Here is a 14626-nt window from a genome sequence, read left to right on the forward strand (position 1 = left end):
AATTAAGATTTTTTTATTTTGTAATTTTAACGTATTTGGACTTTATGATTAATTTTTAGTATTATTAATTTAAAATAATCTATTATAACTATTTTAAATTAATAATATTTTATAACAATGAACACAAATAAAATCGATAATAATCTAATCTCTGAAAATATATTTGACGTAATTGTAGTTGGAGGAGGACATGCAGGAATAGAAGCTGCTTATGCATCTAGTCGTATGGGATCAAAGACTCTAATGATTACCTTAAGTATAGATAAAATTGGACATATGCCTTGCAATCCTGCAATAGGTGGTATAGGCAAAAGTCATATAGTATTTGAAATAAGTGCATTAGGAGGCTTAATGCCAAAATTATGTACTAAATCTTACTTACAAGCAAGAATGCTAAATACTCGTAAAGGACCTGCAGTTCAAGGCTTAAGACTTCAAATAGATAAAGAAAGATATAAAATTTTGAGTCAAGAAGAGCTATTAAAAACACCAAATTTAACTATCATAAGTGATATGGTGGAAGAGCTGATACTTGATAACAATAAAGTAATAGGTATAAAAACTCGCTCAAATAAGACTTATAAATCAGGTGCGGTAATATTAACAACCGGGACTTTCTTAAGAGGCTTAATTCACATGGGTCATAATAATTATAGTGCAGGACGTCAAGGTGAAGAAGCTGTTCAAACTCTTTCACAATCTATTAAAGAACTTGGGCTTAAAATGGTGAGACTTAAAACGGGTACTCCTCCTAGGTTACTGCGCTCAAGTTTAGATCTTTCTCAACTTGAATATCAAGGATCTGACAATTTAGACTCGCTTTTTGAATTTACTTCACATCAAGTTGAACATAAAATAGGTTGCTATATTACTCATACCAACGAAAACACTCATAAGATAATAAAAGAGCATGCTCATTTATCGCCAATTTATACAGGACATATAAAAGGGACTCCTCCTCGATATTGTCCATCTATTGAAGATAAAATAGCCAGATTTGCAGATAAGAATTCTCATCATGTTTTTGTTGAACCTGAAAGCGCTTCTAACGATGAAATATATCCAAATGGCCTTTCAACATCTTTACCAATCGAAATACAAGAAAAATATATAAGATCTATAAAAGGATTTGAAAATGCTATTATAGTACGACCTGGATACGCAATAGAATACGATGCAGTACTTCCTAATCAACTTTATCATACGCTTGAAGTAAAAACGGTAGAAAATTTATTTTTAGCAGGACAAATTAATGGTACTACTGGTTATGAAGAAGCAGCTGGTCAAGGCATAATCGCTGGTATTAATGCTCATCTTAAGATAAATAAAAAAGAACCTTTTATATTAAATAGAAATGAAAGCTATATAGGAATCATGATTGATGATCTAGTAACTCTAGGCATAGATGAGCCATACAGAATGTTTACTTCAAGAGCAGAACGTAGATTATTATTAAGACAAGATAACGTGTTTGATAGATTAGGAGATAAAGCATATAATCTAGGTCTTATAAGCAATGAGCTCTATCAAGATATTCAAAAAGAAAGAGCTTTAATTAAAGATATTTTGGAATCATTAAGATCTAATAAAAATCATCTTGAAATTATGCGTTTATTCAGTCAAGGTGAAGTAGAAAAAGTACATGACAAAATAAAAGAGATAAAGCCTGATATAAATTACAGGACATTACAAACTATTTCAGCTGAATTACTATATGGTCCTTATATTAAAAGAGAACAAAAAGAAGTTGAAAAATCTCAATATTATCAAAATTTAGAAATACCTGATAATATGAGTTATAAAAATATTCCAGGTCTATGTAGAGAACTTGAACAAAAGCTAACTAAAATTAAACCAAAAAATATAGCTCAAGCTAATTTAATTCAGGGAATGACACCTGCTGCTATATCGTTACTAATATTTAAGGTAAGAGAAAAAACTAAATAAAACTAATATTTTTATGTAAAAATTCTTTGCCTTATTATTTATATAAATTTATAATTTTATTAAAATCAAACTATATAAAAAAAGGGTATTAATATGAAGAATAAAATAATACTTTTATTATCTGTTTTCATTAATGTAAATATAAGCGCAAAGACTGTTTTTATATTTAGTCATGGATTAGAAGGAAACCGAAATCAAATTAAGCGGTATACTATGCCAAATAAACTTAATTGGCAAATTTTAGGTAACAATAATATAAGTTTTGATTTCGGCGATGTAGATTCTGATGGAAAATTCAATGAAAATAATGCTAATCTTGCTCAAGATAAAGATGTTGAGACTTTAGATAACATCTATAAAGAATGCTTAAAAGATGAAGCTGTAAACAAAATAGTATTAGTTGGAGTATCACGTGGAGCTTCAACGATTATAAATTATGCATCAAGACATCCAGAGAAATTAGCAGCTGTTGTTCTTGAATCCCCTTTCGATTCAATAGAAAAAATTATCGAATATCAACTAAATCGAAAGTATGTAGGTTGGATACCCGGTATAAAACATTTATTTCATAAAATTATAGAAAGAAAATATCCTAATTACGATAAAAATGGTATTAGGCCAATCGATATAGTAAAAAGTTTACCTAAAAATTTGCCAATATTATTTGTGCATTCCAAAAAGGACAGATTAATTCCAATTAAAAGCAGTATTAGATTATATAAACAGTTAAAGTCAACAGGTCATAACAACGTATATTTATTAAAGCTAAATGATGGTGAACATGCTTCTTATCAATGGGGTACTGATGCTAATAATTACCAAACAGTAGTACATGCTTTTTATAAAAAGCATGATATAGAACATATAGAAGAATTAGCACAATTAGGAGAAAGGCTACTAGAAGCTAGTAAGTAATCATTTTAAAAATTTAAATTAAATTAATATGTATCCAGTAATTTTTAATATATACGGTCCTATAAAACTCAATAGTTTTAGCGTTGCTATAAGTATTAGCATAATTGTTTTTCTTTGGTTAATAAGAAGAGATAAAAGCGTTACAAACCTTATAAGCAAAGAAGATATTATAAATTTAACATCAGAAACAGCTATCATTGCTATAATAGGGGGACGAGCTTTACACGTAATTAACAATTTTAAACATTACAATAACATTATTGAAATAATAAGTATTTGGAACGGTGGGCTTGCTGTTTTAGGATCCATTATAGCAGGTTTAATATACTTAGCTGTTACTTTAAAGAAAAAAAATATTAAAATACTTTATGCACTTGATATCATATCCGTCTATATACCTATTGTTCATTCTATATCAAGAATAGGTTGTTTTTTAGCAGGGTGTTGTTATGGCCAAGTGTGCAATCCAAGCCAATTATGGGCAGTTACTTATAGAGATCCTGAATCTATTGCTCCTCTTGAACTAGCTTTGCATCCTACTCAAATTTATAGCTCCTTAACATTTTTATTTATATTTATATTTATGCAATTTTTATATTCTCGCTATAAGTTAAAACAAGGAACTCTTCTAACAATATACTTAATGCTTTCTTCACTTGAAAGAATCTCAATAGACTTTTTAAGAGGAGACAGAGATATAATAATAAAAAATATTATATACTCTCAGGATATTTCAAAGGCTCAACTGCTTGCTATATTTATCTTAATAGTTGCTTTTTTAAGTTTTATTATAATTAGATTAACAAAAAATAAGATTGAGCATCATGAACCTATTTAACATAATCAAACAAAAATGTTCGATCTTAAGCATAATAAGCGAATATGTAACCTTAAAAAAAACAGGATCTTATTATAAAGGGCGTTGTCCTTTTCATAGTGAAAAAACCGGTTCTTTTACGGTAAGCCCTGAAAAAGAAATATTCTATTGTTTCGGATGCCAAAGTGGAGGCGATGTCATCTCTTTTATAGCAAAAATTGAAAATTGCTCACAATTAGAAGCAGCAAAGATAATTAGTCAAAAATATAATATAGATTTACCAGATAATCAAGAAAGCGACTTTAATAATTTAGATAAATTTAATAAGAAAAAAGAATATATTAAGACTAACGAAATTTTTCTAAAATGGGCACAAAAAAATTTATTAAAAAGTAAATTAGCACAGGATTACCTAAACAAAAGAGCCATTAATAAAAACAGTATAGATCTCTTTGAAATAGGGTTCGTTCCATCAGGCACTAAAAATATTACCGAATTAATATCTTTTGCAAAAAAAAATAATATACTTACAAGTGATTTAATTGATTCCAAAATATTGATAGAAGGAAAGCACGGCATTTATTCGCCTTTTGAAGATAGAATAATATTTGGTATAAAAGATCATTTAGGTAATTTATTAGGCTTTGGAGGACGCATCATTAAAGAGGAAGATAATAGAGCCAAATATTATAACTCTCATGATAATCAATTTTTCAATAAAGGATCCTTACTTTTTGGCTTAGATCTTGCAAAGAAAAAAATACAAGAAAAAAATGCCGTATTTTTAGTAGAAGGTTATATAGATACTATCATGATGACTCAAAATGATTTTTTAAATACAGTAGCCACTTTAGGAACTGCTTGTACAAAAGAACATTTAACCCAACTTTCCAGATACACTCAAAGACTTTATCTTCTTTATGATCAAGATACAGCAGGTCAAAAAGCTATAACAAGACTAATAGAATCTTGCTGGCAAGCAAATATAGATCTTTATGTCATTAGTTTGCCAAAAGGCGAAGATCCTGCTTCTTATCTTGAAAAAAATAATGATCTTAAATCTTTAATACTAAACACGAAAGATATATTTACATTCTATCTAGAATATATCGGATCTGATTTTCATAAACAAAGTCTAAATCAAAAGATTATATCTACTAAAAAATTAATAGATATAATATTCTCTATAGATGATTTACTTAAGCAAGATTTATTATTAAAACAAGCATCTCAAGCCTTTAGCATACCTTTTGAGACATTAAAATATGAATTAACTACTAAAAAGGAAGATCATAATAATTATAAAGTCATACATGAAGAGAAGCAATCAATAAAAAATATTAATATTCATGATACATCTAAAATAACACAATTAGAAAAAAAAATATTTTCTGCTATAATAGATTATAAAGAAGCTCATAAATCTTTGAACATAGAAGATACAGAATTTTTGAAAGATTGGTTTTCTTTACCTATTAAAGAAATATTCTCAAAAATGTGCAACAATGAAGATCTTAGCCAAGAGGATAAAACTTTTATAAGTAAAATAGTTATAGAAGCAGATAACAATAATTCGCTTGAAGAACTAATGACAGAATTTTACAAAAAGCAATGGAAAGATTTAGTTTATAACATCAAGCTAAAAATAAATCAAGCAGAAAAAACCGGTAACAGTAATTTAACAAAAACTCTCTTAGCCGAATTAGATTTACTAAAGAAAAAAATATTAAAAAGGGGTATACATGGTCAAAGGTAAGATCAACAAAGTTAAAAGTACTAAAAAACAAGATAAAAAAATAGCTGATTTGGATGGTTCTAATACTGAGGTAGTAGATATATTACTAGAAAAAGGACGTCAATCAGGTATTATCACGTATGAAGAACTTTTAGAGTTCTGTGATAGAAATAATCTTTCTGAATCAGAGACCAATGATATTATCAAGATTCTTGAAAAAGAAAATGTAGAACTTATAATGGAAGAAGAACTTGAAAATGAAACTGAAATTGGATATGAAAAAGAAGATAATATTGCAAAAGCACATATAAAATCTCATATTGAAAGCTCATTAGATTACACCGATGAGGATGAATTAGAAAGTGAAGATGAAGATGAGGATGAAAGAGATTTAGTAAGAGAAGCAAGTGAATCAGCGCACGTTTCAGATGGTGTAAAAGCTTATTTAAGAGATATAGGTAAAATACCTCTATTAAATAAAAAAACTGAAAGCATAATTTCACTGAAAATAGCTGAAGGCAAAAAAGAATCTATAGAAGCTCTTTCTAAATTTCCATTTATTCATAAAGAGGTAGTCTTACTCGGTGAAAAACTTGAGAAAAACTCTATTTCTCTTAAGGAAATAATTCAATTTTCTGAATATGACGAAGAGAATTTACCAAAATATAGTGAAGAAAGAGATGTCTTAATTGTTACTATAAATGAGCTAAAAAATCTAATTAAAAATGAAGAGAAAATCTATCAAAGCTATAGAGGCAAATTAGATTCAGAAGACAAAAAGCAGGAAATGCTAAATAAGGTTAAACAGAATAAAGAAGAAATTAGTAAAAAGATTCAAGAAATCAGATTATCTAATAAGCTTATTAGAAAACTTGCAAGAAGAATCGAAAGATCTATAAACAAAATAAATGATAAATTAACCTTTATCAAGCAAAATGAAATGCTATTCAAGCAAATGTCTAAAAAATCTATTTTAACAGAAAGCGAACAGCTTGAAGTTCAAGATCTTGACCGACAAATTCGTGCAAACTATAAAACTGCTAGAAAATTAGAACAAGAGCTAGGATTACCGCAAGCAGATATCTTTAAATATTATAATCAACTCAGAAGAGGACAGGCAAAAGATAAAAGAGCAAAAGATGATCTTGCTCGTGCTAACTTAAGGCTTGTTGTTAATATAGCAAAAAAATATGTCAATAGAGGGTTACATTTCCTTGACCTAATTCAAGAAGGTAATATAGGATTGATGAAAGCTGTAGAAAAATTTGAATTTGAAAGAGGATATAAATTCTCTACTTATGCTACATGGTGGATTAGACAAGCTATTACAAGAGCAATTGCCGATCAATCACGTACTATAAGGGTTCCTGTTCATATGGTAGAAACTCTTAATAAAATTAATAAAATAAAGAGAGTATTTATACAAGAACATGGAAGAGAGCCTTCTTATGCAGAACTTTCAAAAGAGTTAAATATAGATGAAAAGAAAATTAAAAATATAATTAAGATCTCAAAAGAGCCTATTTCCTTAGAAACGCCTGTAGGAGATAGTGAAGATGCTTATATCAAAGACTTTATTGAAAGTGAAAATGATTTCTCTCCTGCTGATACAGTTGCAAACACAGATTTAAAAGAAAGAGTACGAGAAGTATTAAAAACTTTAACTCCGCGTGAAGAAAAAGTTCTAAAAATGAGATTTGGTATTGATGTAGCCTCAGAACATACTTTAGAAGAAGTTGGTAAAGATTTCTCAGTAACAAGAGAGAGAATTAGGCAAATAGAAGTTAAAGCTTTAAGAAAATTAAGACATCCTTCAAGAAGTAAGAAATTACAAACGTTCTTTGAAAAAGAAATACTTTTACCAGAAGAACCTGATGATGAAAATATAGATGACGAATAATATTTAAACTAAAGGAATTAATATACAATGGAACCTCCGGTTGCTAGCACTACAAGCGCTGAATTGATTTTGCTATTAATAGCACTTATAATTTGTTCAATCCTATCATTTTTAGAAACTAGTATTACAGCTCTAAGGATGTTTAGATTAAAAGAGATATCAAAAACAACTACAAAATATAAGTCTTTAATCAATACTCTTGAAAATAATCCAAGCAGAATTTTGATAACTATATTACTTGCTTATAATTTGGCAAACGTAGTTGCAGCGGTATTAAGCAATCAAATAATAGAAAAACTAACAAGAGCATTAAACATATCTGATAAAGTAGGATTTATTGTAGGAATCTTGATAACTAGTACAACTATATTAATAGTTGATTTGATACCTAAAAACTTGGCAACACGTAATGATAAGTTTTTAAAATCAACTTTAGGTATAACTAATATTCTTTATGTAGGACTATATCCATTTGTAGAATTGCTTTCAAAATTAACTGATTCTATAGCTTCTTTATTATTAGGCAAGGAGAGCGATAAAAATGCCTATCACGAATCTGAAAATGAGATAAGGTTTTTAATAGATTATGTTTATGAAAAGGGTTTAATAGATGTAAACAAAAGCAATATGTTAAAAAGTATATTTGATCTTAGTACAAAAACAGTAAAAGAAGTCATGGTACCGGAGACTGATATAATTTCTATAAGTACCGACAATAATAAAGAAGAAATTATAGATGTATTTGCCAAATATCAATTAACAAGATTGCCTGTTTATCAAAGTAATTCTGATAATATAGTAGGGATGCTACATCAAAAAGATTTCTTTCAATTAATTTCTAAAAATGATTTAAGATCATGGAAAGAAGTTGTAAGACCATTAGTATTCATTCCTGAAAGCGCTAGATTACTAAAAGTCCTTAAAGAATTACGTGAACAAAGAATGCATATGGCTATTGTACTTAACGAATTTGGCGTTATAACAGGTCTAGTTTCTCTTGAAGATGTTATAGAAGAAATAGTTGGTGAAATACAGGATGAATTTGAGCCACAAAAAGATAAGATCATAAGTTTAAAATCCAATAGTTGGTTAATAAATGCAAGCATAGAATTAAAAGAATTAAATAACTTTTTTAATATAGAATTTGAAGCTCATCATTCTTTAACGCTAGCTGGATTTTTAACAGAACATTTTCAATATATGCCTAAAAAGGGCGAGCGATTATCTTATAAAAACCTTAATTTTCAAATTCAGCAAGCAAGCCATAAAAGAATATATCAAGTTCTGGTTTATCAAAATGAAATCCCTGATTTAAATGAATTAGAACAAATACACAATTAAAAAAGTTAAAAAAAGGGTCTATGCGTACAACATAGACCCTTTTTTAACCATAAATCTTAAATAAATCTCTATCTAATATCATGGAGAGTTTTTCACATGCCCAAATACATTTACATTAAATGTAAGTAATAATTTTTGATCAATATTAAATAATTTAATTCTAAATCTAGAAGTAAATTCCGAACGTGTAACAAATATAAATTTATTTAAAACATCATAAGGCGGAATTTCAATAGCTTGATTTTCACAAATTGAATTATAATTAATACACTCATTAATATTTTTATTAGTCCTATACATATCATATCCACTTTGCCCAACATAAAAGGTTGCCGGCCACCAAAATAACAAGGATAAACATCCAGCAGTAGTTACCCACCAATAAGTATCCCAATGCAATAATTTAGCAATTTTACTTGGTTCTGCTATTGCTAACTCTATATAACTTGGTCTAATGATATAAGTGTCAGGGGACCTATTTTCTATTCTGAGTTGTATTGGTATATAACCTTTACTAATCAAATCTACGCCAAAATGAGATTTGCTTTCTTGTGAAGAAAAAGCTCTTGCAGTTAAAGCAATATCATCTTGAATTTGATAAAAACTATCTGCTATATTAATCTCAGGAAAACGATTTAATTGATTTATTTTATCTACACAACCAGAGACACTTAATATAAACAGGGTTAAGAATATAAACTTGGACTTCATCATATGATCCCTATACTTGATGAAATTTTTAATATACTTTAAATTTACGGATACAATATACATGAATGAACATACACATTTAGCTAATTTGCTCAGACCTTTTAGGAGATAAAAGATGATAAAAAAATCTTTATTATTCATAATATCATGCAGTTTAATAATTCAAAAAAATTCTAATGCATTCATTTTAGAGATGCTAACAGATCTATATGCTATTCGTCAAGCTTTAGACGAGATGAACAAACAAAATCGAGATGCCCTATTAAACAACGTAAAAAGACTAGTCATCCCTGAACAAGCAGGAGAAAATCCAAATAATTACTCATTTGCGTCTATGGATAAAATAGATATTAAACGAAATGGACAGTCGGTTTTTACATTTAAAGATTTAGGAGGTCATATCCCAGAAGACATTAGGGAAATAATCGATTTTTTAAAATTTCCTGAAAAATTCAGAAGAGTAGGAGCCATTATGCCTAGAGGTATTTTGCTTGTAGGGCCTCCAGGAACCGGTAAAACTTCTATTGCAAGAGCTATTGCCGGCGAAGCAGATGCAGAATTTTTTAATGAATCGGCCTCAGCATTTATAGAGATTTATGTAGGTGTAGGACCAAAAAAAATAAGAGAATTATTTGAAAATGCAAGAAAATCGGTAAAAATAGGTCCTAGAAAAAAAGCAATCATATTTATAGACGAACTAGATGCTATTGGCGGTTCAAGAGGTGGAGAGCAAAACTCTGAATATAGAAATACTTTAAATGAATTACTAAATCAAATGGATGGATTTAACTCAGATAATTCAATATTGGTAATAGCAGCTACTAATACTCCAGATCATATAGACGCTGCTCTAAAACGACCAGGAAGATTTGATAGAATAGTAGAAATTGGCCTACCTAATGAAGAAAGCCGATTAGACATCTTAGATCTATATTGCCGAAAAATTGCTCGAGATCAAAGTATAGATCTTAAGAAAATAGCAAGCGCTACTAGAGGTTTTAGTGCTGCTGAACTTAAAAACCTAGTAAATGAGGCTGCAGTTAGGGCAGCACGTGAAGAGGCGCTTTCAGTTACAGCAACACATTTTGAAAGTGCACTAAAAGATATGATCAATAGAAGAAGACGAAATAACCATCAACCTTTTTCTAAATTATAATCTTAACAAATTCCCCCCAGTTGTTCTTTTGCTTTATTATATTAGACTTATAATAAATATAATAAACTTTTAGCTAACTAGGGGGGAAATAATATGAATCAAAATAAAAAATTACTCAATATTGTACTATTTTTAAGTATAATATTCACAAATATACTTAATATTCAAGCTAAAGAAATTGCTTCTACTGAAGAACTAGCAAATAAAATTGCTAAAACTATGGCGAATTTAATAATCTTAGATGATAAAGACCAAGAGTCTTATATTAAACTTGATAAAAAATGGCAAAGTTTAATAAATTCTAAAATTATGAAAAACCTTAATGAATTATATAAAAAAGCTGCTAAAATAGAAAAAATCAATGCCAAAGAAACAGAAGTATTAGAAATAGATATTATTAACTTTTTAGCAATATTAGGCAAAGAAATAAAAGCTATAACTATAGATAATAAATACCATTTTAATAAAGAAGAAATAGAAAAAATAAATAGGTATTATGATACTCAATTTTGTCTATCTTGCTTTCTCAATGATTTAGGATTTGAAATAAGTTGTTATACTAATTAAGCATCATTTATAATCTAGAGTTTGTTATATTTTTAAGCTATCTGTTAGATAGCTTATTTTATTAATTATTTATTGTATGCGATGAAAAATTTAAAAAAAAGCTTAGTCGATAAAGTTAAGATATGGTTCAATAAAATAAATCGTCTTTTAGAAATACAGCTATTTATGATGCTAATTTCTTGGCCTATATTGCTTTATTGGGGTCTTCCGCTTTCGATCATGTCACCAATAGGAAACATTATTTTTGCTCCATTTTTAACTATATTTATTATTATTAGCTCTTTAATATTTTTTTCAGAGCTATTATCAATTCCTAACAATTTTTTAATAAAATGCTTAGATTTAATAAGCAATTTATGGATAAAACCCTTAAAATGGTCGAGTAAATCTTGGCTAATAATATGCAAATACCCAAGCATTTACTTTTTAATAACCATACCAATAATAACTCTACTGATAATCTATAATCAAAAACTAAGTTCTTCTTTTTTAAAAATCGCTGCACTTATTACCTTTATGTCTTTTAATATCATAATTTTTAAATACTTAAATAATGATATTAATACTGATATACATCTACTGAATAAAGATATATTATTTATGTCAGATAATGAGATTCTAATAGATAAAAACAGTGCACTTAATCAAAGTATTTCTTCTTTTGCTTTGACAACCACAATTGCCAAAAAAGGTATTAATAAAATAAAGCATCTGATTGTTATAAACCCCTCAAGCAACTGCTTTAAAAATATAAAAGCTCTTCTTAATATAATAACTATAAAAAACATTTATATGCCTTTATTCAAAGGTAATTTAAATCAAAAAGGATGGTTAAACTGGCAAAACTTACTAGAAATAACAAAAAAAGAAAAGATTAAACTTTACCTACTAAACGAAAATATTACTATAAAATTACCTAAAGAAAAAGAAATTATAATTAATATAAAAGATAAGACCATAAATAAGAACAAATTAATTTATAAAAAAATCGATCTAATCTATCAATAAATTAATAGATTAGATCGATAAAGTAAAAAAAATTAACAATTAAGATTTAAGATTAACATTATTATTTAAAGCTTCTAATAAACGCTTTGAGCTTTTATAAGTACCTTTAGCAATATCAATAGCATTACGTCCATTATAATCTGTAATTTTATAATCAGCTCCTGCTCTTAAAAGCATTTTAACAATAGTAGCTCTATTCATACTAGCAGCAACCATTAAAGCTGTAAGACCTGTACCTTCATTTAAATTATTTGAATTATCTAGACTAGTCAATCCAGTACTTTGAGCATTAAGCTTTATACTAGGATGTTTAACTAATCTATTTACAATATTTTTCTGATTAGTACGACAAGCAGCCATCAGCGGAGTATACCCAAATATATCTTTAATATTGACATCTACATTATGTACACCAAGAAGTAAGTTTAAACACCTTAAATCTCCATATTCTGCTGCTAAATAAAGAGGGGACTTTCCTAAATGATCTTTTACATTTGGATTAGCTCCTTTTATTAAAAGACTTCTAACTATAGGATAATTATTATCGGATTTAAAGAGCAGCTCTAATTCTTTTGATGAATAAGATTTATCTAAAACATTTGAAAGGTTATCTCTATCAACTGCTAAAATTAAAGATGTTTGTTGAAGATTATTAATAATGTTAGGATCAGCACCTTTTAATAAAAGATAATTAACAGCATTAATATCGCCATTTTTTACAGCATACATTAAAGCGGTATTACCGTCTTGATCTTTATAATTTATATTAATATCTGATTTAATTAATTCTTTTAATTGATCTAAATCGGAATTAATAGCAGCTTCTATAAGCTCTTTATTTGCAATTAAGTCCATATTAAAATTTAATATCAATAGAAAAAATAAAATTCTTATTTTCATAACCTCTCCATTTTTATAAGAATCCTTTAAGTATTTATTTTATAATATAAATATATTTTAATAAAAAATCAAACTAAATTATTAAATACTTAACAATTCTTTAAGAATTTTTCTGCTTCTTGTTTATATAACTCAACTTCAGGCTGGTCAAAAACATTAATATTAAATAAAGTGCCTATATAAATTGTCTCTAACATCTTAAAAACCATAAAATCTATAAGAGATTCTAAATTTTTCTCTCTTAATTCAATCGACATAAAGGGCCTTTGATCTTTTTGATAAGCAGATTTTACACCATTTAATATACTATTTTTTATGAAAGTAATCGAAAGATTCTTCTGATATAAATCACAATCAAAAAGACTACTGTCAACCTTTATATTATTGCTTTCATTTTTAAATGACAAAAAAGTAGTTGTTTTATCACGCGGTCCTGCCAAATAAAGTTGAACAACTGAATGCAAATCTATAGTTGCTATAGAAATGGTAGGAGTAATCCCTACTTCTTTTAGATTTTTATTATTATCAAATTTTTTTCCTAAACTTTCTCCTACTAACTGTCTATACCAACTACCTAAAAATTTTAAATCCGGAGAAAAAATAAACAGATCACTTATATTTTTATACCTATATTGATAATTAAAATAAGTAATAGAAGCACTAATTAATGCATAGTTAATATTTAGATCACAAGATAAATATCGTTTTATCGCATCTTGATGATAAACTAAAATATCTTCTATACTACAAAAATCTTTAACAAAAAATCCTATAGGAAAAAGTCCCACAGCAGATAGTACTGAAAATCTACCTCCTACTAATTTAGGTATTTCCAGAATATTATAATTTTCTTTTTTAGAAATATTATATAATAAAGAATCTTTATCAGTAGTAACAAAAATGTAATCTTGATAATTAGATTTATATTTTTTTATCAAATCAATAAATATATACGCATTTATTGAAGTCTCTATGGTTTTACCTGATTTACTTACTATGTTAATCAGTACGTTATAGCCAGACTTTAACTCTCTTTCCACTATAAAAATTAAATCTGAAAGATAATAGTCATCTATAGTATCAGCACAATAAAATAAAGTTCTGTTTAAATCTTGAGAATCTAAAATATTTTTTAAGTTATATAAATTACCAAAAATAGAATTAAATAAACCTAAAGTTCCTAAATTAGATCCTCCTATACCTATTAATAAAAAAATTCTAGGTTTTAGATTTTTAGCTTTTAATATCATTTGATTAACTTCGCGCACTAAGTTAAAATCATTTGCTAAATTTAGAAAAGCATATTTAGTATTATAACCAAATTTAAGCTCTTTTTTTATGTCATCAATATGATTCATTAAGTAATTACAAACTTGTTTTATTTGTTTATCATTAATAAGTACAGTATCTTTATAATCAAAATATAAATTGCTCATAATAAATATTACTTCACCAGGTTTATAAAAATCATATTTTATGTATTATACAAATTTTTTAAACTTATGATAATGTAGTATCAATATTTATCTAGAATCAAAATTAACTCATTAATTAAATATATTAAATTATTTACACCAATATAATAATTTATGTAATGATTTTATTATATTAAACAGCAGCAAATCAAAA

12 protein-coding genes are annotated in these 14626 nt (G+C 27.3%); 9 read left to right on the top strand and 3 right to left on the bottom strand.

Translation table 11 applies throughout. The features are described from left to right. Window positions 1-117: 117 nt before the first annotated feature. From mnmG to BABL1_RS02455, 6 genes are all read left to right on the top strand, one after another. On the top strand, window positions 118-1947 hold the full coding sequence (gene mnmG / locus BABL1_RS02430; protein WP_023791922.1) for a tRNA uridine-5-carboxymethylaminomethyl(34) synthesis enzyme MnmG: 1830 nt from the start codon (window positions 118-120) through the stop codon (window positions 1945-1947). Between the two features lie 93 nt (window positions 1948-2040). Continuing rightward, complete coding sequence (locus BABL1_RS02435; protein ID WP_023791924.1) at window positions 2041-2862, top strand: alpha/beta hydrolase; 822 nt, start codon at window positions 2041-2043, stop codon at window positions 2860-2862. 28 nt (window positions 2863-2890) lie between these two features. After that, window positions 2891-3700: a prolipoprotein diacylglyceryl transferase gene (locus tag BABL1_RS02440; RefSeq protein WP_023791928.1), complete on the top strand. Its 810-nt coding sequence runs from the start codon at window positions 2891-2893 to the stop codon at window positions 3698-3700. Next, a complete protein-coding gene (gene dnaG, locus BABL1_RS05250; protein ID WP_023791931.1) occupies window positions 3687-5435 on the top strand; it encodes a DNA primase in 1749 nt (582 codons plus the stop codon). Before BABL1_RS02440 ends, dnaG begins: the two co-directional genes overlap by 14 nt. Further along, entirely contained in the window at window positions 5422-7314 is a 1893-nt protein-coding gene (gene rpoD / locus BABL1_RS05580) for an RNA polymerase sigma factor RpoD (RefSeq protein WP_023791933.1), read from the top strand. Before dnaG ends, rpoD begins: the two co-directional genes overlap by 14 nt. 27 nt (window positions 7315-7341) lie before the next feature. After that, the gene (locus tag BABL1_RS02455) at window positions 7342-8655 is read left to right on the top strand and encodes a hemolysin family protein (protein ID WP_023791935.1); all 1314 of its coding nucleotides are present in this window, start codon (window positions 7342-7344) and stop codon (window positions 8653-8655) included. Between the two features lie 78 nt (window positions 8656-8733). Here BABL1_RS02455 and BABL1_RS02460 read toward each other — a convergent pair whose 3' ends face one another. Continuing rightward, complete coding sequence (locus BABL1_RS02460; protein WP_044601164.1) at window positions 8734-9366, bottom strand: hypothetical protein; 633 nt, start codon at window positions 9364-9366, stop codon at window positions 8734-8736. Between the two features lie 115 nt (window positions 9367-9481). Between BABL1_RS02460 and BABL1_RS02465 the strand changes: the two genes are divergently transcribed. From BABL1_RS02465 to BABL1_RS02475, 3 genes are all read left to right on the top strand, one after another. After that, entirely contained in the window at window positions 9482-10522 is a 1041-nt protein-coding gene (locus BABL1_RS02465) for an ATP-binding protein (RefSeq protein ID WP_023791940.1), read from the top strand. Between the two features lie 93 nt (window positions 10523-10615). Beyond that, window positions 10616-11089, top strand: a complete 474-nt coding sequence (locus BABL1_RS02470; RefSeq protein WP_023791943.1) for a hypothetical protein — start codon at window positions 10616-10618, stop codon at window positions 11087-11089. A gap of 81 nt (window positions 11090-11170) precedes the next feature. Then, the gene (locus tag BABL1_RS02475; protein ID WP_023791946.1) at window positions 11171-12097 is read left to right on the top strand and encodes a ComEC/Rec2 family competence protein; all 927 of its coding nucleotides are present in this window, start codon (window positions 11171-11173) and stop codon (window positions 12095-12097) included. 39 nt (window positions 12098-12136) lie between these two features. On the opposite strand, the gene BABL1_RS02480 is transcribed toward BABL1_RS02475, so the two are convergent. Both BABL1_RS02480 and BABL1_RS02485 read right to left on the bottom strand, forming a co-directional pair. Continuing rightward, window positions 12137-12997: an ankyrin repeat domain-containing protein gene (locus BABL1_RS02480; protein WP_023791948.1), complete on the bottom strand. Its 861-nt coding sequence runs from the start codon at window positions 12995-12997 to the stop codon at window positions 12137-12139. 89 nt (window positions 12998-13086) lie between these two features. After that, a complete protein-coding gene (locus BABL1_RS02485; protein ID WP_023791950.1) occupies window positions 13087-14433 on the bottom strand; it encodes a glucose-6-phosphate isomerase in 1347 nt (448 codons plus the stop codon). Between the last annotated feature and the right edge of the window lie 193 nt (window positions 14434-14626).

The sequence above is a fragment of the Candidatus Babela massiliensis genome, assembly GCF_000513475.1.
In the GTDB taxonomy this organism is placed as follows: Bacteria; Babelota; Babeliae; order Babelales; family Babelaceae; genus Babela; species Babela massiliensis.